Origin of the sequence: Allobosea sp. Root483D1 (assembly GCF_001429505.1) — a bacterium.
Taxonomy (GTDB): Bacteria; Pseudomonadota; Alphaproteobacteria; order Rhizobiales; family Beijerinckiaceae; genus Allobosea.
On record NZ_LMJW01000022.1, the window covers coordinates 354397 to 378593 of the forward strand.

Sequence of the window (24197 nt, forward strand, 5' to 3'; positions counted from 1 at the left end):
CATCTCTCGGCCCGTCGGCCGCCCTGTTGTTTAGACGATCCCCAGAGGAAAACTAATTAGCGCCAGCTCGATTTTTCTCGCGCATGTGCTTCCGCAGCAGGTTCATGGCGTTGGCGAGATGGACCATGACGGTGTTGCGGGAGATGCCGAGGCGCAGCGCGATCTCGGCATAGCTGAGCTCCTCGAATTTGTGCAGCAGCAGCACCTCGCGACAACGCGGCGGCAGGGTGGCGAGCGCCTGGTCGAGATACAGCGCCTTGTCGCGCTCGACGAGCCGGGCCTCGGCTGACGGGGCGGGGTCGGCGATCATCAGCGCATCCGGCGGCTCGGCTTCGAACAGGCGGCTCGCTCGCTGTTCACGCCGCCAATGGTCGATCGCGATACTGTCGGCCGCGCGGCTGAGATAGGCGCTCGCATCGCGCACATCCGTACGGGGCGTCCTCAGCAGCCGCAGGAACAGCTCCTGGACCGCATCGGCGGCCTGCTGGGCGCTGAGCCCGCGCCCGATCAGCCGCCGCCGGAGCCTGTCCTGCTCGGCTGCGTAGAGCGCGGCGACGCTGAGCGCGCTGTCCGACATCGATCCTCATGGCGCTGCGCCACGGCGGCGCGTTGGAGCGCTATGAGGTGTCTGAGAGAAGAAAGTCAATAAAAACAGTAGTTTATACGGTCTCTAATCTATGCGCGATCCAGGTTGCGTTCCTTGCCCTGCGCGGTTCGGATGAGATCCGCCGCGCCGGGCCGGCTCGCGCTCAGATTACTTTCGCGCGCAGGGTCGCGGTGACGATCTCGGTGACGACCACCACCGCGAAGATCACGACGAGCACGAGCCCGACCTGGTCCCAGTAGAGATTGTCCATCGCCGCCTGCAGGGCGACGCCGAGGCCGCCGGCACCGACCAGGCCGAGCACGGCGCTCTCGCGCACATTGATATCCCAGCGGAACAGGCTGACGGCGAGGAAGGCCGGCTTCACCTGCGGCCAGAAGCCCTTGAGCAGGACCGAGCGCCAGGGCGCCCCGGCAGCCCGCAGCGCCTCGATCGGGCCGGGCTTGGCCTCCTCGATCGCCTCGGCCAGGAATTTCCCGGTGAAACCGATCGAGTGGACCGCGACCGCCAGGACGCCGGCGAGCGCGCCGGGACCGAAGACGGCGACGAAGAACAGCGCCCAGACCAGCGTGTGGACCGAACGCGTCGCGACCAGGATGAAGCGGCCGAGCGTGTTGACCCAGGCCGAGGGCGAGACGTTGCGGGCGCACATCAGCGCGACCGGCGTCGCCATCAGGATCGCCAGGATCGTGCCGAGCGTTGCGGTGTGCAGCGTCTCGATCAGCGCCTGCTGTACGGTCTTGGGGAAATAGGCCCAGTCGATCGGCCACATCCGGGTGAAGAGGTCTACCGTCTGCGCCGGCGCATCATAGAGGAATTCCGGGATGACCTCGATGGTCTGCACCGACCAGCCCAGCGCCAGCGCCGCTACGGCCCAGAAGGCGAGGCGCATGCTGCGCTCGGCCGTGGTGAAGCGGTGCCAGACCGGGCCGGAGGCGCCCTGTTTGACCTCGCCGCTCGGCGCCTCGTCCTGATAGACCCGGCGCATGAAGGCGGAGAGGATCTCGCCCGCCATCACCGCCAGGATGATCGCGATGATGATGGTCAGGACGAAATCATAGTCGAAGCGCTGGAAGGCGGTGAACAGGGTCGCGCCGATGCCGCCGCCGCCGACCAGGCCAACCAGCGCTGAGTTTCGCAGGTTCGAATCGAGCTGGTAGGCGGCAAAGCCGATGAAGCGCGGCAGCACCTGCGGCACCACGCCCATGGTGACGACTGAGAGGAAGGGCGAGCCGGCGGCGCGCAGCGCCTCGATCGGCTTCATCGACATCTCTTCGATCGCCTCGGCGATCAGCTTGGCGATGAAGCCGATGGTGGCGACGATCAGCGCCAGGATGCCGGCGAGCGCGCCGAAGCCGACCGCCTTGACGAAGAGGATGGCGACGATGACCGGGTGGAAGGTGCGGCAGAGCGCGATCAGCCCGCGCGCCAGCACCGTCACCGGCAAGGGCATCAGGTTGCGCGCGGCGCAGAGGCCAATCGGCAAGGCGAGCAGCACGCCGGCCCCGGTGGCGATGATGGCGATCTGCAGCGATTCCAGCATGCCCTGCGCGAGCAGCTGCATCTTGTCGGGGGCAGTGTTGGGTGGCAGCATCCGGCCGATGAAGCGCGCGCCGTTGCCGAGGCCCTGGACGAAGCGTTCCCAGCGGATATCGACGATGCCGGCGGCATAGATCGCATAGGCGACGAACAGCGCCGCGCCGATGCGCAGCGGCCAGTTCGGCGGGAAGGCGCGAGCGCGCAGGCTGTAGCTGGCGCTGACGGGAGGGGCGCTCATTCCATCCAGCCTTCGCCGCCATAGATCTCGGCGAGGTGGCTATCCTGCAGCCCGGCCGGCGGGCCGTCATAGACGATGACGCCCTTCGACATGCCGATCATGCGCAGCGCATAGCGGCGGGCGAGGGCGACGTTGTGGATGTTGACCAGCACCGGGATATCGCGCTCGCGGCCGACCTTGGCGAGCAATTCCATGATCTCGACCGAGGTCTTGGGATCGAGCGAGGAGGTCGGCTCGTCGGCGAGGATCAAGTCGGGCTCCTGCATCACCGCCCGGGCGATGCCGACGCGCTGGCGCTGGCCACCGGACAGTTGGTCGGCGCGGCGGGTGGCGAAATCGGCGAGGCCGATCGATTCGAGCAGGGCGAAGGCGCGGGCGATGTCGGCTTCGGGGAAACGGCGCGTCCAGGCACGCCAGACCGGCACATAGCCGAGCCGGCCGCAGAGCACGTTCTCGATCACCGTCAGCCGCTCGACCAGGTTGTATTCCTGGAAGACCATGCCGAGGCGCCGGCGCGCGGCCCTGAGCGCCTCGCCCTGCAGCTTCGCCAGGTCGGTGCCGCCCAGCATGATCGAGCCGGAGGTCGGGTCGACCAGCCGGTTGATGCAGCGGATCAGCGTCGACTTGCCGGTGCCGGACGGGCCGATGATCGCGACGATGCCGGGCTCGGAGACGCTGAGCGAAATGTCGCGCAGAACCGGCTGGCCCTTGCGATACTCCTTGACGAGGTTGCGGATGACGAGCGCCCGGCCATGGCCGGGCGCCTCTGCGGCGGGAAGCGCGCTCATGAGCTGGTTATGGCCTTCGCTCAGGGAGCCTTGGCCGGCGCGGGCTGCTGCGCCTTCTTCTTGGCCAGTTCGTCGGCCTCGCGCTTGGCCTCGGTGTCGTAGGCCGACTTGTTGTAGGGCGTGCCCGACTTCTCGGCGACGTCACGCACGACCGCCCAGTCCTTCTGGTAGGTGATCGGCAGGAAGCGGTCGTCGCCGTTGAACTCCTTGGTCATCTCCGGGGTGAAGCGGAAGGAGAAGAAGCAGTCGGTGAGCTTCTTGGCGAGCTCGGGCTTGAGGTCGTGGGCATAGGCGAAGGAGGAGGTCGGGAAGATCGCGCTGCGATAGATCTCGCGGGTATCTTCCTTCTTGATCGTGCCGCGCACGATCATGCGCTCATAGACGTCGCCGGCGACGGCACCCATGTCGTAGTCGCCCGAGACGACGCCGAGGATCGACTTGTCATGGCCGCCAGACATCAGCGGCTTGTAGTCCTTGTCGGCTTCCAGGCCATGCTCGGGGAAGAGCACGCGCGGCGCGAGATTGCCGGAGTTGGACGAGGGCGAGGTGTGCGCGACCTTCTTGTCCTTGAGGTCGGCGAGCTTCTGATAGGGGCTGGAGGCCTTGACCACGGCGACGAGGTTGTAGCCGCGCACGCCGGCGGCCGAGCCCTTGGCGGCGAAGGGGATCGCGCCGGCAAGGTTGACGGCAAAGCCGGTCGGGCCGGTCGAGAAGCCAGCGAAATGCAGGCGGCCGGAGCGCATCGCCTCGATCTCGGCCGAGTTCGACTGCACCGGATAATAGACGATGCGCTTGCCAGTGCAGGCGGCGAGATGGTCGGTCAGTGGCTTGAAGATATTGGCGTAGACGGCGGGATCCTCGACCGGCGTATAGGCCCAGACCAGCGCCGACGGGTCCTTCTGCTTTGCGGCCTCGGTCGGCACATCGGCGACGAGGTCCTTGTTGGCGTCGCAATATAGTGTGTCGAGCTGGCCGCGATTGGGGCAGGCGTCCTGTGCCTGCGCCGCGCCGGCGAGCCCGAGGCTCAGGAGCAGTGAGGTCGTGGCGGACAGGCGAGTCAGCGTCTTCGTCATTGTAGGCGTCTCTCCCGGTCGATCTTGATTATGAGCTGGCTATAGTATGTGACACAAAACCGTCATATTCCAGCCGGGCGAGGCGTCTCGTCTTACGACTATAGTGGCCTTGTCCACCGCGACGGTTGGCCTTTCACCAACCCTGATGATGCAAAAAGCTCCTTCCACAACCTTTCCGGACGGCCTAGCTGCTCTTGCGGCGCGTTATGACGGCTTCTTGCTCGACCAATGGGGCGTGCTGCATGACGGCGTGCGGGCGTATCCGGGCGCGGTTGTGGCGCTCGAAGCCCTGCGCCGCGCCGGAAAGCGGGTGATCATCCTCTCGAATTCCGGCCGCCTTGGCAGCGAAAACGCCGCACAGCTGGCGAAGCTGGGCTTTGCGCGCGAACTCTATGACGAGGTCGTCTCGGCCGGCGATGACGCCCGGGATGCGCTGGCGGCGCGCGACGAGCCGTTCCACCACGCGCTCGGCCGGCGTTGTCTGCTGCTTGCTCGGGAGGGCGAGGCGCATCTGGCGGAGGGGCTTGGCCTGGACCTCGTCGATGATGTCGAGGCCGCCGATTTCATTCTGCTGATGACCATGGACCCGCCCCGGCAATCGGTCGCCGGCTGGATGGACGTGCTCAGGGCCGCCAGCGAGCGCCGGCTGCCGATGGTTTGCGCCAATCCGGACCTGCATCGCGCCAGCCCTGACGGCGGCCTGCAGGAAGCGCCCGGTCTCGTCGCGCGTGCCTATGAGCAACTGGGCGGCACGGTGCGCTATCACGGCAAGCCCGAGGCCCGAATCTACCGTAGCTGTCTTGCGAAACTCGGACTCGACCGGAGCCGTGTCGTCGCGATCGGCGATTCGCTGGAGCACGACATCGCCGGTGCGCAAGGCGCCGGCATCGACAGCGTCTTCATCGGCGGCGGCATCCATCGCGGCGAGATCGTCTGGGACGGTGCGGCGATGGAAATGTCGAGCTGTCTCGCACTCTTTGCCCGAGCCGGACGAAGCCCGACCTACGCGCTGCCGCTGCTCGGCTGAGAAAGAGCCGGTTCAGCGGCCGGTCAGGAAGAAGCCCGACAGGAAATAGGCCAATGCCGAGATCAAGCCCGCCGCCGGCATGGTTACGATCCAGGCGAAGACGATGCCGCGGGCGACGCCCCAGCGCACCGCCGTGACCCGCCTTGCCGCGCCGACGCCGATGATCGCGCCGGTGATGGTGTGCGTGGTCGAGACGGGGACGCCGAGATAGGTCGCCATGAACAGGGTGATCGCGCCGCCGGTCTCGGCGCAGAAACCCTGCTGCGGCGAGAGCCGGGTGATCTTCGACCCCATGGTGTGGACGATGCGCCAGCCGCCACAGAGCGTGCCGAGCGCCATCGCCGCCTGGCACGAGATCACCACCCAGAACGGCACCGAGAAGGTCTCGCCCATCATGCCGTGCGAGAACAGCAGCACGGCGATGATGCCCATGGTCTTCTGTGCATCGTTGGCGCCGTGGCCGAGCGAGTAGAGCGAGGCCGAGACGAATTGCAGGACGCGGAAGGTCGAATCGACCTTGATCGGCGCGACCCGCAGGAAGGTCCAGGAGACGATCAGCACCAGGAGCAGCGCCAGGGCGAAGCCGATCGCCGGCGACATGAAGATCGCGACGAAGGTCTTGCCGAGCCCCCACCAGACGATCGACGAGAGGCCGACCTTCGACAGCCCAGCCCCGACCAGCCCGCCGATCAGCGCATGCGACGAGCTCGACGGGATGCCGGCGATCCAGGTGACGACGTTCCAGACGATCGCGCCGGTCAGCGCGCCGAAGATCACCCGGTCGTCGACGATCGCCGCCTGGATGATGCCGGAGCCGACCGTCTGGGCGACGTGCAGCCCGAAAAACAGGAAGGCGATGAAGTTGAAGAAGGCGGCCCAGAACACCGCCCATTGCGGCGCCAGCACGCGCGTCGAGACAATGGTCGCGATCGAGTTGGCGGCATCGTGCAGGCCGTTCAGGAAGTCGAACAGCAGCGCGACGGCGATCAGGAAGATGAGGGCGGGAGCGAAGCTGGCGAAGTCCACGGGGGGCTCAGCCTCTCAAGATCACGATGATTTTGGATCGAACCGATCCAAAATCGTAAAACGTGATCGATTCTAGGAGTTTAGAGCAGGATTTCTGCGAAAAACCGGTTTCCACTTTTTCGCATCCTGCTCTAGAGGTGTTCGAGAACGATACGGCTGACGCGCTTGGCGACGTCCTCGAAGCGATCGACGACCTTCTCCAAGTGATCGTAGATCTCGGCGCCGACGATGAAGCCCATCGCATCGGTGCCGCGATGGGCCTTGAACAGCTCCTTCAGGCCCTGATCGTAAAGCACGTCGGAGCGCTCCTCGATCGCGCCGATCTCCTTGGCGAGCGCGCCGATGCCGACTGCATGCTTCTTGATGTCGCGCAGCATCGGGAGCAGCACGCCGACCTTGAGCGAAGCGGCCACGATGGTCTTGCCGAGCTCCTGCATGCTCGGGGAAAAGCTCTCGACCTCGAAAAGCCGGATCGCCTTGGCGGTCTTCTGCATCTGGTCGATGGCGTCATCCATCGAGCCGATCAATTCCTCGATGTCGCCGCGGTCGAAGGGCGTGATGAAGGTGCGGCCGACCTCGAGCATGACCTCGCCGGCGATGGCGTCGGCACGGTTCTCCTCGGCGAAGATCTCGGCGCAGCCGGCCTCGATCGGCCTTGCCCCGCTGAGCACGCCGTCGAGCGCTGTGGCGCCGGCCTTCAGCGTTTCGGCATGGCGCTCGAACAGCACGAAGAACTTGTCTTCCTTCGGAAGCAGCTTCTGGAACCAGCCGAGCACCGCGCACCCCTTGACGATCGCATGGCGAGGCCCGCTGGACTGCCGCGTTTCGTGGCGGCCGGTTGCAGGGCGCATGCAGGCGGTTCTTGTGACAGTTTTACGACGGCCGCAAGCTGGAGTCAGTCGACTTGCCCCGATGCTGCACGGCAATCTCAAGGTCGAAGACCAGGCGTTCCAGTCCATTCGAGAGCGATCGCGACAGATCGGCGGCCCCTGCCGCAAGTCGTACCATCGATCTATGCGGGTAGGATCGCCGGCTATATGACGGTTGCATGAGCCGCCGCGCCATTTGCCTCTGGCTTGCCCTTTTGGCCTTCGGTTGGCAGAGCGCTGGCCAGGCGCAGACTCGTCGCGTCCAGATCGTCACCTCGTTCCCGCCTTCCTTCTTCGAACCCTTCCGCAGCGCGTTTCGGACCCGGCATCCCGATATCCTCGTCGAGATCGTGCAGCGTAAAACGACGGCTGCGGTCGCCGACATCCGCGCGAGCAAGCGGCATGACGCGGACCTGCTCTGGGCTTCGGCGCCCGATGCCTTCGAACTGCTGAAACAGACCGGCCTGCTGGCACAGCTGCAGCCTCGCGCGACGGGCGCACCCGAAACCATTGCCGGCTACCCCGTCAACGATCCGGCCGGTCGCTATCTCGGCTTTGCCATCTCCGGCTACGGGCTGGTCTACAACCCGGCCTATCTTGCGGTACGCGGCCTGCCGGTGCCGCGCAACTGGGCCGATCTCGCCGCGCCGGCCTATGCCGGCCATATCGGCCTGACCTCGGCGGCCCGCTCGGGCACCACCCATCTGATGGTCGAGGCCCTGCTGCAATCGCTCGGCTGGGAGCGCGGCTGGGCCTTGTGGTCGGCGATCGGCGGTAATCTTGCGACCATCACCGCGCGCAGCTTCGGCGTGACGACCGGTGTCGCGCGCGCCCGTTTCGGCATCGGCATCTCGATCGATTTCCTGACCGAGGCGGGCTCGGTCGAAGGCGAGGCCAATCGGTTCGTCCTGCCCGAGGAGACCCTGTTCGCACCCGCCAATATCGCGCGGCTGGCGACCTCGCCCAACCCGAAGGAGGCCGAGCTCTTCATCGACTTCGTGCTGTCGCTCGACGGGCAGAAGCTGCTGCGCGAGCCGCGGATCGGCCGTCTCGCGGTTTCGCCGGCGGCCTATGGCCCGAACGAGACGCCACCGCATCTGTCGGAGACGGCGGGCCTGTTCAACAAGACTCGCTTCGATGCGAGCCTCTCGGCTGGCCGCTACGAACTGGTCAACATCATCTTCGACGAGTGGATCACCTTCCGTCGCGCCGAGCATGCCAGGCTCTGGCGCAGCCTCCAGACCATGGAGGCGGCGCTGCTGAGCCACCCTGACGAGCAGGCGGCGCGCTTCCTGACACAAGTCCGCGCTTCCCTGACCCGCCCTCCGGTCGCCGCTGAGGAACTGGAAAAGCCGGAACGCTTCCGCAAGCTCGTGCGCGTGCCGCGTGGCCTCGCCGTGCCCGAAGAGCAGGCTCGCATCGAAGCCGGGATCCGCGGCGCGATCGCGAGCCACGCCGCCGAGGCCGCTGCCAGTCTGCGGCAGGCGGCCGAACGGCTCCNCTGGGCCGGCGCCGAGGACGGGCTGGCGGGAGGCCGACCATGAGGCTTCCCTGGGCCGGCCGACGTTTTGGCATCGGCGGGCGCTTGATCGCGGCTTTCCTCGGTGTCGGCCTCTTTGCAGTGGGCGCCGGTATCGTTGGCGTCATCTCCTATGAGCGGCTGAGCAAGGAGCTGGCGGCGATCGCTCGCGACCATCTGCCCGGCCTTGCCTCGGCCGCCAGGCTCGCCGAAGCCAGCGCTCGCGTGATCGCCGGGATGCCGGAACTCGCCAATGCCGAGCGGCGCGATGGCTACGAGCGCAGCCGGCGCATGGTCGGCGAGCGGCTGGACGACCTCGACAGCGTATTGTCGGAGCGGACGAAAGGCGGTTTCGATGTGCCGGCCCTGACGGCGGTGGCGACGGCGATCCGCGGCAATCTCGGCGCGATCGATACCGTCTCCGAGCGCCGCTTCCCACTTGGCGAGCGCAATCGCGCCATCGGCGAGGAGCTGCGCTGGCTGCAGGCGGACCTTCTCGACGAGATCGAGCCGCTGACCGACGATGCTCGTTTCAACATCGAGACGGCCCTGGGGCAGGCCGGCAGCGATGCCCTCGCGGCCGGCAAGCCCAATGCGATCCGCGAGGAGATGCGCAAGAGCGAAGCGCTGATGACGCTGAACGCCCAGGCCAACCTGATCGTCGGCCTGTTCGGCCGGCTGGGCACGGTCCAGACGCGCGAAGACATGGAGCAGACCGGCCATGTCATCGGCGAGGCGGTCGACCAGCTCGAGGTCGAGGCGAAGGCCCTCGCCAACTGGCCCGATACCATCACCGTCCGGCAGATCACACAGCGCCTGACCGGCCTTGCCGATACCACGACCGGATTGCCCGGCATCAAGCGGGCCGAGCTCGCCGCCATGGCCGATGCCCAGCGTCTGATCTCCGAAAGCCGTCGCCTCGTCACCGAGCTCGGCACTCTGGTCTCGCAGGAGGTGCAGAGGACCGAGGCCGTCGCGAAAGCCGCCGCCGACCGCTCGGCCGAAGCGATCCTGCTCGGCCGCAACCTGCTCCTGGGGATCGCGGCCGCCTCGCTGCTCGGAGCCCTGCTGATCGGCTGGTTCTATGTCCGCCGCCATCTCGTGGCGCGGCTGCGCGTGCTGACCGAGGCGGCGACCAGCATCGCCAGCGGCCAGTCCTCCGCCGTGCTGCCGGCCGCTGGCAATGACGAGCTCGGCGACCTGGCGCGCGCGCTCGCCGTCTTCCGGCAGACGCGCGACGACCTGATCCAGGCAGCCAAGCTCGCCGCGCTGGGACAGATGGCGGCCGGCCTGAGCCATGAGCTCAATCAGCCGCTCGCCGCGATCCGCTCCCACGCTCATAACGGCGCCCTGCTGCTGGAGCGCGGCCGGCCGGAGGAGGCACGCCAGGCTATGGCACGCATCCAGGCGCTGACAACGCGTGCGGCAGAGCTGATCGCCCATCTCAGGCGTTTCGCCCGCAAGCCCGGTGTCGTGCTCGCCCCCGTCGAGGTCGGCGAGATCGTCGAAACTGCCTTGTCCCTGTTCGGCCCACGTTTCGACGCCGAGCGGGTGACCTTGCGGCGGGACCTTCCCGAGGGCCGACTCTACGTCCACGCCGAGGATATCCGGCTGGAGCAGGTTCTGGTCAATCTCGTCGCGAACGCCCTCGATGCCGTTGCAGGTGTCGCGGGCGCGACGCTGGCGGTCGGCGCTCGCCGGCGCGGACACATGGTGGAGATCTGGGTCGAGGATAGCGGCCCGGGTATCGACCGCACCCATCTGGAGCGAATATTCGACCCGTTCTTCACCACCAAGCCGGTCGGCTCAGGCCTCGGGCTCGGGCTCTCGCTGTCCTACAACATCATCAAGGATCTGGGCGGCACGCTCGCCGTGGCGGAGACGGGCCCGGGCGGCACGCGTTTCCTGATCACGCTCGAGGGTGCGACGACCCATGTCATGGCCCCATTGGAAGTCGACGCATGAGCGCCCCCAAGATCGTCCTCGTCGATGATGACGCCGAGGTGCTCGAAGCCTGGCGATTGACGCTGGAGCTCGACGGCTTCGAGGTCATCGCCAAGCGCACCGGCGATGCCGCGCTTGGCCATCTGACCCGCGACAGCTCTGTCGTCCTGGTCAGCGATGTGCGCATGCCGGGCCGGGACGGATTTGGGCTGCTCGCGGCGGTGACCGCGATCGACGCGGAGATCCCGGTGGTGCTGATCACCGGCCATGCCGACGTGCCGATGGCGGTCAAGGCGATCCGCGAGGGCGCCTGGGATTTCGTCGAGAAGCCGGCTGATCCCGTGCTTCTGATCGAGACGGTCCGGCGCGCGAGCGAATACCGCCGGCTGATCATCGAGAACCGCTCGCTGCGGGCAGGGGTGACGCCCGAGGACCCCTGGGCCGCCCGCCTGGTCGGCAGTTCTCCGTTGGTTGCGCGCCTGCGTGGCCGGCTCGCGCTCCTCGCCGACGCCGATACCGACGTGCTGCTCTTCGGCGAGACCGGTACCGGCAAGGAGGTTGCAGCCCGGGCCTTGCACGATCTCGGCAATCGCCGCGCCGGGCGCTTCGTCGCGGTGAACTGCGGGGCGATCCCCGAGACCATGATCGAGAGCGAGCTCTTCGGTCACGAGGCCGGCGCCTTCACAGGCGCGCGCGAGCGCCGGATCGGCAAGATCGAGCATGCCAGCGGCGGCACGCTCTTCCTCGACGAGATCGAATCGATGCCGATGGTTGCGCAGGTCCGCCTGCTGCGCGCGCTACAGGAGCGCCGGATCGAACGGCTCGGCTCCAACAAGGAAATCCCGGTCGATATCCGCATCGTCGCCGCGACCAAGACCGATCTCGCCGCGCTCGCCAGGACGGGGGGCTTTCGGGAAGACCTGGTCTATCGCCTCAATGTCGTGACCCTGCGCCTGCCGCCGCTGCGCGACCGGCGCGAGGACATCCCGATGCTGTTCCGGCACTTCCTGGCGCTCGCGGCGGCGCGGGTCGGCCGCTCCGCGCCGCCACTCGGGCGCGACCTGCTGCAGCGCCTGTCACGGCAGGACTGGCCCGGCAATGTCCGCGAGCTGCGCAATGCCGCCGAGCGCAGCCTGCTCGGCATGGACGAGGATTTCGAGGATCTCGATGCCGGCGTCGCAGCGTCCCGCGGGATCGAGCGGACGCTGGAGGAGGAGGTCGCACTGGCCGAAGCCGAGGCGATCGACGCTGCGCTGAAGCGCCATAACGGGCGCATCGGCGTCACCGCCTCGGCCCTCGGCATCACCCGCAAGACCCTCTACCTCAAGATGCGCCGCTACGGACTGAGCGGGGCCGCGGCGCTCGCCGACTAGAGCCGGATCCGATCAGATTGAACCAATCTGATCGGTGAATCCGTCTCTCACTTTTAGTTTTGAGACCGTTTTTCCGATCAGCTTGCAGTGCAAGCTGATCGGAACGGGCTCTGAGGCGACGATGTTACCGCGCTGACCCATCGGCCGCGCCGGCCGGTTACCGCCACGCCTCCAAAACAGCGCCGCTTTCGGGCTCGATCGGCGAATTCCCGAATGGAATCAGTCGCACTCCCGGTTGGCACCGTAGTTGCTGATCAGGGAGCATCGGCCTCGACGCCGAGCTGAAAAGACTATTCGGGAGGAAGTCATGCTCAATCGCAGAGTCGCGCTCGCGGCCACCCTTGGCCTGTCGCTGAGCGCCTCGCTCGCGACCATCGCCCTGGCGCAGGCGCCATCGGGCAAGGTCACCGTCGTCACCTCGTTCTCGAAGGACGTCACTGACCCGATCAAGAAGGCTTTCGAGAAGGCCGTGCCGGGCGTCACGCTGGAGGTCCAGAACCGCAACACCAATGCCGGCGTGAAATATGTCGAGGAGACCAAGGCCAACAATCAGGTCGACCTGTTCTGGGCTTCGGCGCCCGACGCCTTCGAGGTGCTGAAGGGCAAGAAGCTGCTCGCCGCCTACAAGCCGAAGGCGACCGGCATCCCCGAGAAGATCGGCTCCTACCCGATCAACGATCCCGCCGGCTTCTATTTCGGCTTCGCGGCGTCCGGCTACGGCATCATGTGGAACGACCGCTACGCCAAGGCCAACAAGCTGCCCGAGCCGAAGGACTGGCAGGATCTCGCCAAGCCGGTGTTCTACGACCATGTCTCGATCGCCTCGCCCGCCCGCTCCGGCACCACGCACCTGACCGTCGAGACCATCCTGCAGGGCGAGGGCTGGGAGAAGGGCTGGCGCATCCTCAAGGAGATGGCCGGCAATTTCCGCTCGATCACCGACCGCTCCTTCGGCGTGCCGGAGGCCGTCAATTCCGGCCAGGTCGGCGTCGGCATCGTCATCGACTTCTTCGCCTTTTCGGCGCAGGCCTCGGGCTTCCCGGTCAAGTTCGTCTACCCGACCGTCACCACCGTCGTACCCGCCAATGTCGGCATCATCACGAACCCGCCGAACAAGGCTGCCGCCGAGGCCTTCATCGAGTTCCTGCTCTCGCCGACGGGCCAGGAGGTTCTGCTCGATCCCGGCATTCGCCGCCTGCCGGTCAATCCGGCGGTATACGCCAAGGCCGGAGCCGACTATCCCAATCCCTTCACCGACCCGCGCTTCCAGAAGATGATCGGCTTCGACGTCGACAAGTCCGAAGCCCGCACCGCCGTGGTCGACACGCTGTTCGACCAGCTGATCTCCTTCCAGCTCGATGCGCTGAAGGGCGTCACCAAANACGAAGCCCGAGCCCTGGTCGCCGCATTGCCGGTCACCCAGGTGCAGGCCGGCAGTCCCGAGCTGCGCGGCGCCTTCACCGGCGCCAAGGAGAAGGGCGCCCGCCAGGCCGAGATCGAGAGCCAGTGGGCGAGCTTCGCCCGCGACAACTACGCCAAGGCCAAGGCCAAGGCGGAAGAAGCGCTGAAGGCGGCGAAGTAGCGGCCGTTCAACCTCCGCCGTCATCCCGGGCGACCGAAGGGAGACCCGGGATCCATTCCTGAAGCGTTCAGGACTGGATCCCGGGTCGGCGCGGCTTCGCCGCTTGTCCGGGATGACGGCGCATTCATCAATCAGCGATCAGGCCAGACATGACCGCCATTTCCACAGCCACTCCGTCCCGCGCCCGACGCTTCGCCGCCACGCCCGGCCAGATCGCGCTGGCGCTCGCCATCGCCGCCTTCCTGCTGATGTTCCTGGTTCTGCCGGTGGCGACAGTGATCTACGTCGCCTTCACCGAGAAGGGCACCTCGACCTTCACGCTGGTTAATTTCTACGATTTCTTCCGCACCGAGCTGTTCATGCGCTCGCTGTGGAACTCCTTCTACGTCTCGGCGATGTCGGTGGTCTGGGCCTCGGTCTTCGCCCTGCCGCTGGCTTACCTCACCACGCGCTTCGTCTTCCGCGGCGCGGCTTTGGTCCAGACGCTCGGCTTCCTGCCGCTGATCATGCCGCCCTTCGTCGGAGCGGTCGCGATGCAGCTCTTCTTCGGCCGCAACGGCTCGGTCAATCTGCTGCTCGACGACTGGTTCGGCTTCAAGATCGACTTCATGGAGGGGCTGAACGGCGTCATCTTCGTCCAGTCGATCCACTATTTCCCCTTCATCCTGATCAACCTCTCGGCGGCGTTGCGCAATATCGACCGGGCGATGGAGGAGGCGGCGCAGAATCTCGGCTCGTCGGGCTTCCGGCTGTTCCGGCGCATCGTCTTCCCGCTCGCCATGCCGGGCTATCTTGCTGGCGCCTCGCTTGTCTTCGTCAAGGTCTTCGACGATCTCGCGACGCCGCTGCTGCTCAACGTCAAGGACATGCTGGCGCCGCAGGCTTACTTACGGGTCACTTCGATCGGCATCGCCGACCCGATGGGCTACGTCATCTCCGTCGTCCTGATCGTCGCCTCGGTCGCCGCCATGTGGCTGTCGGCGCGAGCCCTGAAGGGACGCGACTACGCCACCACCCAGCGCGGCGGCGGCGGTCTCGCCAGGCGGGTGATGACGCCCTGGGAGGCGGTGCTCGGCTATGGCGTCGTCATCCTGATCCTGGCGCTGGTGCTGGCGCCGCATCTGGGCCTGCTGCTGCTCTCCTTCGCCACGATCTGGTCGTTCTCGCCGCTGCCCGACGCCTATACGCTCGCCCATTACGGCCGCGTCTTCGGCGAGAGTTCGGTCTACATCAAGAACACGCTGATCTACGCCAGCCTCGCCGGCGGCATCGACATCGTGCTCGGCGTCGCCATCGCCTATCTCGTGCTGCGCACCAAGCTGATCGGGCGCGAATGGCTCGACTGGATGGCCTCGGCGGCGCTCGCCATCCCCGGCGTCGTGCTCGGCATCGGGTACCTTAGGACCTTCTACGGCGTCACCCTGCCGGACGGCACGCCTCTGGCCTCGCTCTGGATCACCATCGTGCTGGCGCTGGCCATCCGGCGCCTGCCCTATGCGCTACGGGCCTGCTATGCGGCGCTCCAGCAGATATCGGTCTCGCTCGAGGAAGCCGCCGAGAACCTCGGCGCCACCAAGTCGCGCACGGTGCGCCGCATCGTCGTGCCCTTGATGGCCGGCGGCATCCTCGCCGGCTTCGTCACCTCGTTCTCGACGGCGGCGGTCGAGCTCTCGGCGACGCTGATGCTGGTGCAATCGAACTCCGACGCGCCGCTGGCCTACGGACTCTACGTCTTCATGCAATCGGCAGCCGGCCGTGGCCCCGGAGCGGCGCTCGGCGTCGTCGCGGTCATCCTCGTCGCCGCCTGCACCTTCCTCTCCCACCTCATCATCGAACGCAGCCAGAAGGCCAAAGGACTGGGCCACTGACCATGAACGCACCTGTCTCCCTGACCACGCCGGCGGTCTCCGTCGACATCGCAGGCGTCAACCTGTCCTACGGCACGAACCATGTGCTCAAGGACGTCAACCTCGCGATCGAGCCGGGCGAGTTCTTCGCCTTCCTCGGGCCCTCCGGCTGCGGCAAGACCACGCTGTTGCGCCTGATCGCCGGCTTCAACCAGGCCGATACCGGCCATGTCCGGATCGGCGGCAAGGACATCACCGACCTGCCGCCCTGGAAGCGCGATGTCGGCATGGTCTTCCAGTCCTATGCGCTCTGGCCGCATATGACGGTGCGCCGGAACGTCGCCTTCGGGCTGGAGGAGCGGGGCGTGAAGCGCGCCGAGATCGAGCGGCGGGTCGAGGCGGCGCTCGGGCTGGTCGGGCTCGGCCATCTCGCCGAGCGCCGCCCGTCGCAGCTTTCGGGCGGCCAGCAGCAGCGCGTCGCGGTGGCGCGCACCGTCGCGATCGAGCCCAAGGTGCTGCTGCTCGACGAGCCGCTCTCCAATCTTGACGCCAAGATGCGCGTCCAGGTCCGGCGCGAACTGCGCGACCTGCAGCAGCGGCTCGGGCTGACCACGATCTTCGTCACGCATGACCAGGAGGAGGCGAACTCGATCTGCGACCGCATCGCCGTGATGAACGACGGCGTCGTCCAGCAGGTCGGCACGCCGATGGAGCTCTATGAGCGCCCGGCCAACCTCTTCGTCGCCGGATTCCTCGGCACCGCCAACATCCTGAAGGGGCGCGTCGTCGGCAGCGGAGCGGACCGCAGCTTCGAGATCGACGGCGGCACCAGGTTTCCGATCGCCGAGGGCGACCGCATTCCCGAGGGCGCGGCCCTCGTCTTTCGCCCGCAACATGCGAGCCTCACCGATCAGGCCGGGCCGGGGGACGGGGCGCTCTCCTTGCCCTGTGTCATCGCCAACCGCGAATTCCTCGGCGCGAGCATCCGCTACGGCGCCCGCATCGGCGCGACGGAGGTGGCCGTCGACATGCCGTTCCAGTCCGGGCGCGAGCTGTTCGAGATCGGCAGCGAGGCGAGGTTGCGGCTCTCCCCGCGCTCGCTGCACTGGCTCTCCGCCTGAGAGGCGGGTCGTAGAAGGGAACAGGCTCGGGCTCGGGAACCTTCGACCCGCAGCCGACGTTCGTTTGCACGGGCCTGAGTGCCCGCAAGAGCAATGAACGAAGAGGCGCTGTCATGGCTCCGCGTCCGGCCTGGAAGGGCTATCTCAAGCTGTCGCTCGTCTCCTGTGCCATCGAGCTGACCAGCGCCACCGACCGCAGCGAGAAGGTTTCCTTCCGCGTCATCAACCGCAAGACCGGCAACACCGTCCGGCGCGTCTACGTCGACAGCGTCAGCGGCAAGCCGGTCGCCGACGAGGACGAGGTCAAGGGCTACGAGATCGGCGATGACGAATATCTGCTCGTCGAGGAGGACGAGATCGACGCGGTCCAGGTCGAATCCTCGCATACGCTTTCGATCGAATCCTTCGTCGATCGCGCCGACATCCCGCCGATCTATTTCGATACGCCCTATTACGTCACGCCGGCGGACGAGGTCTCCGAGGAAGCTTTCGCCGTCATCCGCCAGGCGATGGCGAAGGAGAAGAAGGCGGGGATTGCCCGCATCGTGCTCTATCGGCGCGAGCGACCGGTGATGATCGAGGCCTTCGACAAGGGGCTGCTGCTGACGACGCTGCGCTACGACAAGACGGTGCGCAAGCCGGACGAGGTCTTCGAAGGCCTCTCCGCCAAGAAGCTCGACGACGAGCTGGTTTCGCTCGCCGCCCACATCATCGACAAGAAGCAGGCCGTCTTCGATCCGTCCGGCTTCGAGGATCGTTATGAGGAGGCGCTGCTGGAGCTGATCCAGGCCAAGCAGAAGGGCCGCAAGCCGCCGGTGGTGCAGGCGGCCGAACGACCCGCCAACGTCGTCAATCTGTTCGATGCGCTGAAGAAGAGCCTCGCCGGCGAGGAGAAGGCCTCCGCGCCAGCGCGCAAGCCCCGAAAGCCGGCTGGAAAGACGGCGGGCAAGGCGAGGAAGAGCGCCTGATCCGGCATCGGGAGGGAGCGTGTGGTGTCCAATCTCGATCTCTACCGCGCCAAGCGCGACTTCAGCCGGACGCGCGAGCCGAAAGGCGGCAAGGCCGGGCCAAAAATCGTCGATAGGGGCGGGGCCTTTGTCGTGCACAAGCACGCGGCGCGCCGTCTCCACTACGATCTGCGGCTCGAACATGACGGCGCCCTTTGGTCCTGGGCAGTGACGCGCGGGCCGAGCCTCGACCCCGAGGAAAAACGCCTGGCGGTGCATGTCGAGGACCATCCGCTCGAATACGGCGCCTTCGAGGGCACGATCCCGGAAGGCCAATACGGCGCCGGCTCGGTGATCGTCTGGGACGAGGGCAAATGGCTGCCGGAGGGTGACCCGGCCGCCGGCATGAAGAAGGGGCATCTGATCTTCGACCTAGAGGGCCACAAGCTGACCGGGCGCTGGCATCTCGTCAGGATGAAGCCGCGCCGGGGCGAGAAGCGCGACAACTGGCTGCTGATCAAGGGCGACGACGCGGCCGCGCGCAGCGATGAGGACATCCTTGAAACGGCCCCGGCCTCGGTCAAGTCCGGCCTCGGCATCAAGGAGGTCGGCCGGACTGAGGCTGGCAGCAACAAGGTTGGCAGCGCCAAGGCCGCGTCGAAGCCGCGGGCGCAGGGCAAGCGAGCAAAGTCTCCCCGCCGCGCCGTTGCCGAGATGCCAGCCTTCGTCGAGCCTTGCCTCGCAACCCTCGAAAGCCGCCCACCCGAGGGCGAGAACTGGCTGCACGAGGTGAAGTTCGACGGCTATCGCCTTCAGGCGCGGCTCTCTGGCGGCAAGGTCAAGCTGCTGACGCGCTCGGGGCTGGACTGGACCGAGCGGTTCGGCCGCATCCTGGTTGCCGCCGTCGCCGAACTGCCTTGCGAGGCGGCCCTGATCGACGGCGAGGTCGTGGCGCTGTCCGCGACCGGCGCCTCCTTCTCGGCGCTACAGGCGGCCCTGGCCGACGGCAAGGCCGACGACCTCATCTTCTACGCCTTCGATCTGCTCTATCTCGACGGCGAGGACTTGCGTGATGAGCCGCTGCTCGCCCGCAAGGAGCGGTTGGAGGCGCTGTTGCAGCGGGCTCCCGACGAGGGGCCGGTGCGTTTCAGCGAGCATTTCGTCGAGGCGGGCGCGGCGATGCTGCGCCATGCCTGCCGGATCGGCCTGGAGGGCGTCGTCTCCAAGCGCCGCGATGCGCCCTATCGCAGCGGCCGAGGCCGCAGCTGGATCAAGTCGAAATGCACCCAGCGGCAGGAACTGGTCATCGCCGGCTATGTGCCGTCCGCCGCCTCGGGCCGGCACCTGCGCTCGCTGGTGATGGGGTATTACGAGGTTGGCGCGCTGAAGCCGGCGGGACGGGTCGGCACCGGCTTCACGCAGAAATCGGCGACGGCGCTGAAGACGAAGCTCGACCGGCTGAAAGCAAAGACGTCTCCCTTCACCGGCGCAGCCGCGCGTGAGCGCGGCGTCGTCTGGGTCGAGCCGGAGCTGGTGGCCGAGATCGAGTTCCGGGCCTGGACCGCCTCGAAGACCTTGCGCCACGCCTCCTTCCTCGGCCTGCGTGAGGACAAGCCGGCGCAGCAGGTGCATGGTGAGTGGCCAGCGGTGGAGGAGGGTGGGGAGCGCCCAGCCAAAGCCCCTGCGAAAGGCAAGGGGAGCCCTCGGCGAGCTGCGATGACGACCGTGACGCTCAGCAATCCCGACAAGCCGCTCTGGCCGGAGACCGGCCTGACCAAGCAGGGCCTACTTGACTACTACGCCCATGTCTGGCCGCTGATGAAGCCCTTCGTGGTGGATCGGCCGCTCAGCCTGCTGCGGGCGCCGGACGGTATCGAGGGGCAGAAATTCTTCCAGAAGCATGCCCCGCCCGGCATGCACGAGGCGATCTCGACCCAGCGCGACAGCGATGGCGAGGAATTGCTCTTCATACGCGACTTCGACGGGCTCGCCGCGCTGGTGCAACTCGGCACCGTCGAGGTCCATGTCTGGGGGGCGACCATGGCGGCGATCGAGACGCCGGACCAGATCATCTTCGACATGGATCCGGATGAGGGGATCGGGCTCCCGGAGCTGCGCAGCGCGACGCTCGCCGTGCGCGAGCGCCTCGACGATCTCGGCTTCGACAGCCTCCTCAAGAGCTCGGGCGGCAAGGGCTTCCACGTCGTCGTGCCGCTGCAGCCGAAGGCGGGCTGGGCCGAGGTCAAGACCTTCGCCCGCGACTTCGCCAAGGCGATGGAGCAGGCCGAGCCCAAGCGCTTCACCGCGACCCTCTCGAAGAAGGCGCGCAAAGGGCGCATCTTCATCGACTATCTGCGCAATGGCCGCGGCGCCACCGCCATCGCACCCTATTCGACCCGAGCCCGGCCGGGCGCTGCGGTGGCGATGCCGATCCCGTGGGAAGCGATCGGAAAGGTGAAGCCGGACGGCTTCAAGGCGATGGATCTGGTCGGCCGCAAGCTGGACGACGTCTGGGCCGATTTCGGCAAGGGCGCCCGCGCCTTGCGTCGCTAGTGCTGCTGGTTCCTCGGTCGGACCGGAGCGACGAGGCTCGGAGCGGCCCTTAGTTCCTATGGCTGCGGTTCGCCGGGGCTGAACGGGGCGTAGCCGGTGGCGCTGCAACGGTGGTCGGTGCAGACGATGTCGATCATCTTGTGGGAGGTGCCGAGGCAATTGGCGCGATAGGCGACGAGGGGGCCTTGCCTCAGCACGGTCTCGATCCGTGGCTTGACGCAGCCATGTTCGAGCAGGATGCGCTGCAAATCGCCATCGGAGGCGAACGCGGCGGAAAGGCCGCCCAGGAGGATGAACGCCGGGGCGCTGCCCCGGCGCAGCGGGACGGACCGGCGCGATCCGTCCCTGCGATGGAAGATCACTTCGCCTTCTGGAGCTTGGTGACGGTGATCTGCCCGTTGACCCGGTCGGCGTCGAACGTGATCTTGGTCCCTGCCTTCAGCCCCTTCAGCATGGCCGGATCGCCGGCGCGGAACACCATGGTCATGGCGTCCATGTCGAGGTTCTTGATCGGGCCGTGATTGATGGTGAGCTTGCCCTGGGGCTCGTCGACCTTGGTGACCGTGCCGCTGACCGATTGCGCCGCGGCCGGCAGGGCGACGAGGAGAAGAGCGAGGGTGGCAGCTGTCCTGAGCATGGGGGCTCCTTTCGTGAGGCTTACTTGACGATGATCTTGCCGGTCATGCCGGCTTCGCGGTGACCGGGGATCAGGCAGGAGAAGTCGAACTCGCCGACCTTGGTGAAGGCCCAGACGATCTCGCCGGTCTTTTTCGGCGCGAGGCGCTTGGCGTTCGGATCGTCATGCTCCATGTCGGGGTTCTTCTGCATCTCGACGGCGTGCTTGAGGTTCTCCTCCAGCGTCGCCAGGACGAGCTCATGGTCGAGCTCGCCATTGTTGCGCAGCTGGAAGCGGACCTGCTCGCCGCGGCGCACCTCGATCCGGTCGGGGATGAAGGACATCTTGCCGTCGCGCTCGGCCATCGCCACCGCGACGATGCGCGCCGGCTTCTTGGGATCGCCGGGCTTGCCATAGGCGGTCTCGTCGCCATGGCCATGGCCGGCGCCGCCGGGGCCAGCCAGGGCTGTGCCGGCAGAGAAGAGGACCGCGGTTGCGGCGAGCTTGAATGCTGCTGTTTTCATGAGGCTCTCCTGCTGGAAGGTCGATGTCTTCAGTGGTTGGAATGTGGCTTCTTCGCTGCCGGCAGCGGCTTGCCGTCCGGCCCGAGGCTCGGCTTGCGCGGGTCCTTGACCTTCCATTCGGTCGGCTCGATGCCGCTGTCGGGGGAGGTGCCGCGCGCTGCTTCGGCGAGCTTCTGTCCCTTGTATTCGAAGGCGACGGTGCCTTCGGGATGCTTGAACCAGCCGGGGTCCGTGTAGTCGTTCTTCGCCAGCCCCTCGCGAACCTTCACCACCGAGAACATGCCGCCCATCTCGACTGGGCCGAACTGGGCAAAGCCCGTCATCATCGGCAAGGTGTTCTCGGGCAGCGGCATCTCCATCGAGCCCATCTCGCCCATGCCGTTCGAGCCCATCGGCATGTAGCCCGGTGCGATCTTGGCTATGCGCTTGGCCAGGTCCTTCTTGTTCACGCCGATATAGTTCTTCACCGAATGCCCCATCGCATTCATGGTGTGGTGCGATTTGTGGCAGTGGATCGCCCAGTCGCCGGGCTCGTCGGCGACGAAATCGAAGGCGCGCATCTGGCCGACGGCGCAGTCGATCGAGACCTCGTCCCAGGCCGCCGCCGGATCGACCCAGCCGCCATCGGTGCACGAGACCTTGAACTCGTAGCCGTGCATGTGGATCGGGTGATTGGTCATGGTCAGGTTGCCGAAGCGGATCCTGACCTTGTCGTTCAACCCGACGACCAAGGGGTCGATCCCCGGGAACACGCGGCTGTTCCAGCACCACATGTTGAACTCGGTCATCTCGGCCACCCGCGGCACATAGGAGCCGGGTTCGATGTCGAAGGCGTTCAGCAGGAAGACGAAGTCGCGGTCGACGCGGCGGAAGGCCGGGTCCTTCGGATGGACGACGAAGAAGCCCATCATGCCCATCGCCATCTGGACCATCTCGTCCGAATGCGGGTGGTACATGTAGGTGCCCGAGCGCCGGAGCTGGAACTCGTAGACGAAGGTCTTGCCCGGCGGGATATGCGGCTGGTTCAGTCCGCCGACGCCGTCCATGCCGTTGGGCAGGCGCTGGCCGTGCCAGTGGATCGTGGTGCTCTCCGGCAGCTTGTTGGTGACGTAGATGCGGACCTTGTCGCCCTCGACCGCCTCGATGGTCGGCCCCGGCGACTGGCCGTTATAGCCCCAGAGATAGCCCTTCATGCCGGGTGCGAGCTCGCGCACCACCGGCTCGGCGACGAGATGGAATTCCTTCCAGTCGCCGTTCATCCGCCAGGGCAGAGACCAGCCGTTCAGGGTCGCGACCGGCTGATAGTCCGGTCCCGTGGTCGGGACCAGAGGCGCCTGCGTCGTCGCCTGCGTCATGGTCGGGGCCTCGGGCACGGCGGCGAAGGCCGTGCGTCCGGACACGGCGCCAGCCGCTGCGACGACGAGGCCGGAGGTGCCGATAAAGCCTCTGCGCGATAGCGTGGTCATGGTTTTGCTCCTTCCGCCCGCTCAGTGTCCGCCGCCGCCGGCATCGCCGCCGCCTGCTGCTGCGACCGTGGCTGCGCCGCCGCCTCCGCTGCCGCCGCCGATCAGCGCGTGCTTGAAGTCGGTATGGGCGAGCCAGAAATCGCGCCGGGCATTGATCGCAGCGACATTCGAGAGGATGCGGCTGCGGGCATCGGTGATGAGATCGGTCACGTCGTTCAGCATGCCGCTGTAGTGCAGCAGCGACTGCTCCTGGATGATCTTGCGCAGCGGCAGGACGTTGCTCTGGTACTGCCGGGTGATGTCGTAGTTGGCGCGATAGGCGGTATAGGCCTCGCGCGCCTCCGAGCGGGCGTTGACCGCCTTCTCCGCCAGTCTGTTGGCGGCCTGCATGTAGGTCTGCTCGGCGAGCGCAACCTTGGACTGGCCGAAATCGTAGATCGGGATGTCGATCTCCAGCTCCAGCGTCCGGCTGCGGCTGGATTCGCGCTCGACATGGCCGTGATCATTGATGCTGCGGCCGCGGTCATAGGTCTGGCGCCCGAGCAGGTCGATGTCGTTGACGAAGCGCGTCGCATTGGCGAGGCCGAGCGACTTCGCCAGCGTGTCGAGCTCGGCACGTGCGATCTGGATGTCGATGCGCTTGCGCAGCGCCTCGGCCTCGATCGCCTTGACCGATTGCAGTCTTGGCAGCGGCGGCAAGCTGCCGAGCCGGAACTTCAGGTCGTCTCCCCAGAGCCCGAGCTGGCGAACGAGGCGCTCGCGCTCCTGAAGCTGCTGCTGGCGCGCCTGGGCGAGCTGCACGGTCAATTCGGCCTCGAAGGCGAATTCGCGGGCCTGGTCGATCTTGTTGACGCCGCCGGATTCGCCGAGGCGCTTGAACAGCTCGGACGCCGCATCGGCGGAACCCTTGGCCTCCTGATAGAAGGTGACCTGCGCATTGGCGGCGACCGCGCGGTAGTATTGGCGGCGGGCATCGGCCGCGAGCCGCAGCACCGCCTCGACCGCCCGCAACTGTGCGGTCTTGAAGCGGTCGCCGGCGATCTCGGCCCTGGCTGGCAAGGTGATGAGGGCGAGCAGGCTGCCGACGATCTGGCGCTCCACCTCGACCTCGAAGCGGCCGGAGAGCTTGGAGATGCCGAAGCGCGGATTGGGCGGCAGGCTGGCGGCGACCATCTGCGCCTCGGCGATGCCGAGCTCGTTGAAAGCGGCCTGCAGGCCTCGGTTATTGAGCAGTGCGACCTGGACTGCGCTGTCCGCGGTCAACGGCTTGCGCAGAAGCTGGTCGACCCGCGCCTTCGCCGTCAGCGCGACCTGGGCGTCGCCGATCTTGACGACCTCCTTGCCGATCTCGGCGTAAGTCGCGGTCTGGATCGGCGCCATCCCGCCATCGGGCGAGAAGCCGGCGCAGCCGCCGAGCACTGCCGCTGTCCCGGCGAGCAGGCTCCAGCGCAGCAGGCGGCGGGCATTCGGTACGGTCGGCGTGATCAAGGTCGGCCTTTCGATCGATGGGACAGGCGACGCGGTCGGTTGGACGGGCGAGG

20 protein-coding genes and 1 pseudogene are annotated in these 24197 nt (G+C 66.9%); 10 read left to right on the top strand and 11 right to left on the bottom strand.

Annotation, left to right across the window (positions count from 1 at the left end; all coding sequences use genetic code 11):
- Positions 1–52: 52 nt before the first annotated feature.
- The 4 genes from ASE66_RS24555 to phnD all read right to left on the bottom strand — a co-directional run bounded on the left by ASE66_RS24555 (position 53) and on the right by phnD (position 4242).
- Positions 53–577 (bottom strand): RNA polymerase sigma factor, encoded by a 525-nt coding sequence (locus ASE66_RS24555; protein WP_057192371.1) that lies wholly within the window; start codon positions 575–577, stop codon positions 53–55.
- A gap of 172 nt (positions 578–749) precedes the next feature.
- On the bottom strand, positions 750–2381 hold the full coding sequence (phnE, locus tag ASE66_RS33400) for a phosphonate ABC transporter, permease protein PhnE (RefSeq protein ID WP_244495051.1): 1632 nt from the start codon (positions 2379–2381) through the stop codon (positions 750–752).
- Positions 2378–3169 (bottom strand): phosphonate ABC transporter ATP-binding protein, encoded by a 792-nt coding sequence (phnC, locus tag ASE66_RS24570; protein ID WP_057192372.1) that lies wholly within the window; start codon positions 3167–3169, stop codon positions 2378–2380. Before phnC ends, phnE begins: the two co-directional genes overlap by 4 nt.
- 20 nt (positions 3170–3189) lie before the next feature.
- The gene (gene phnD, locus ASE66_RS24575; RefSeq protein WP_057192373.1) at positions 3190–4242 is read right to left on the bottom strand and encodes a phosphate/phosphite/phosphonate ABC transporter substrate-binding protein; all 1053 of its coding nucleotides are present in this window, start codon (positions 4240–4242) and stop codon (positions 3190–3192) included.
- Positions 4243–4390: 148 nt separating this feature from the next.
- On the opposite strand from phnD, the gene ASE66_RS24580 reads away from it, so the two are divergent.
- Positions 4391–5269: a TIGR01459 family HAD-type hydrolase gene (locus ASE66_RS24580; protein ID WP_274532970.1), complete on the top strand. Its 879-nt coding sequence runs from the start codon at positions 4391–4393 to the stop codon at positions 5267–5269.
- A gap of 12 nt (positions 5270–5281) precedes the next feature.
- Here ASE66_RS24580 and ASE66_RS24585 read toward each other — a convergent pair whose 3' ends face one another.
- Together ASE66_RS24585 and ASE66_RS24590 are read right to left on the bottom strand one after the other, a co-directional pair.
- Positions 5282–6295 carry an inorganic phosphate transporter gene (locus ASE66_RS24585; RefSeq protein WP_057192375.1) on the bottom strand — a complete coding sequence of 338 codons (1014 nt, stop codon included), beginning with the start codon at positions 6293–6295 and terminating at the stop codon, positions 5282–5284.
- 131 nt (positions 6296–6426) lie between these two features.
- On the bottom strand, positions 6427–7071 hold the full coding sequence (locus ASE66_RS24590) for a DUF47 domain-containing protein (protein ID WP_057193349.1): 645 nt from the start codon (positions 7069–7071) through the stop codon (positions 6427–6429).
- 272 nt (positions 7072–7343) lie between these two features.
- Between ASE66_RS24590 and ASE66_RS24595 the strand changes: the two genes are divergently transcribed.
- From ASE66_RS24595 to ligD, 9 genes and pseudogenes are all read left to right on the top strand, one after another.
- On the top strand, positions 7344–8664 hold a 1321-nt coding region (locus tag ASE66_RS24595; protein ID WP_156412374.1), incomplete at its 3' end, for an ABC transporter substrate-binding protein.
- Between the two features lie 40 nt (positions 8665–8704).
- Entirely contained in the window at positions 8705–10648 is a 1944-nt protein-coding gene (locus ASE66_RS24600; RefSeq protein WP_057192377.1) for an ATP-binding protein, read from the top strand.
- Positions 10645–12000, top strand: a complete 1356-nt coding sequence (locus ASE66_RS24605) for a sigma-54-dependent transcriptional regulator (RefSeq protein WP_057192378.1) — start codon at positions 10645–10647, stop codon at positions 11998–12000. Before ASE66_RS24600 ends, ASE66_RS24605 begins: the two co-directional genes overlap by 4 nt.
- 307 nt (positions 12001–12307) lie before the next feature.
- A partial coding sequence (locus ASE66_RS24610; protein WP_244495052.1) for an ABC transporter substrate-binding protein occupies positions 12308–13381 on the top strand: 1074 nt, incomplete at its 3' end.
- A 1-nt stretch (position 13382) separates the two neighbouring features.
- Positions 13383–13582 (top strand): annotated as a pseudogene (locus ASE66_RS33405) (ABC transporter substrate-binding protein); the annotation flags it as partial.
- Positions 13583–13731: 149 nt separating this feature from the next.
- On the top strand, positions 13732–15450 hold the full coding sequence (locus tag ASE66_RS24615) for an ABC transporter permease (protein ID WP_057192380.1): 1719 nt from the start codon (positions 13732–13734) through the stop codon (positions 15448–15450).
- A gap of 2 nt (positions 15451–15452) precedes the next feature.
- Complete coding sequence (locus ASE66_RS24620; RefSeq protein WP_057192381.1) at positions 15453–16550, top strand: ABC transporter ATP-binding protein; 1098 nt, start codon at positions 15453–15455, stop codon at positions 16548–16550.
- Between the two features lie 113 nt (positions 16551–16663).
- The gene (locus ASE66_RS24625; RefSeq protein WP_057192382.1) at positions 16664–17518 is read left to right on the top strand and encodes a Ku protein; all 855 of its coding nucleotides are present in this window, start codon (positions 16664–16666) and stop codon (positions 17516–17518) included.
- 24 nt (positions 17519–17542) lie between these two features.
- The gene (gene ligD, locus ASE66_RS24630; RefSeq protein WP_057192383.1) at positions 17543–20050 is read left to right on the top strand and encodes a DNA ligase D; all 2508 of its coding nucleotides are present in this window, start codon (positions 17543–17545) and stop codon (positions 20048–20050) included.
- A gap of 56 nt (positions 20051–20106) precedes the next feature.
- Here the strand turns inward: ligD and ASE66_RS24635 are convergent, their stop codons facing one another.
- Genes ASE66_RS24635 through ASE66_RS24655 form a run of 5 tightly spaced genes read right to left on the bottom strand, consistent with a single transcriptional unit; the run spans position 20107 to position 24144 of the window.
- Positions 20107–20412 carry a hypothetical protein gene (locus ASE66_RS24635; protein WP_057192384.1) on the bottom strand — a complete coding sequence of 102 codons (306 nt, stop codon included), beginning with the start codon at positions 20410–20412 and terminating at the stop codon, positions 20107–20109.
- Complete coding sequence (locus tag ASE66_RS24640; RefSeq protein WP_057192385.1) at positions 20409–20687, bottom strand: copper-binding protein; 279 nt, start codon at positions 20685–20687, stop codon at positions 20409–20411. The genes ASE66_RS24635 and ASE66_RS24640 overlap by 4 nt, the downstream gene beginning before the upstream one ends.
- Before the next feature lie 20 nt (positions 20688–20707).
- Positions 20708–21190, bottom strand: coding sequence for a plastocyanin/azurin family copper-binding protein (locus ASE66_RS24645; protein ID WP_057192386.1), 483 nt, complete (start codon positions 21188–21190; stop codon positions 20708–20710).
- 29 nt (positions 21191–21219) lie between these two features.
- On the bottom strand, positions 21220–22656 hold the full coding sequence (locus ASE66_RS24650) for a multicopper oxidase family protein (RefSeq protein ID WP_082613709.1): 1437 nt from the start codon (positions 22654–22656) through the stop codon (positions 21220–21222).
- Positions 22657–22677: 21 nt separating this feature from the next.
- Positions 22678–24144, bottom strand: coding sequence for a TolC family protein (locus tag ASE66_RS24655; protein ID WP_244495053.1), 1467 nt, complete (start codon positions 24142–24144; stop codon positions 22678–22680).
- Positions 24145–24197 lie beyond the last annotated feature (53 nt).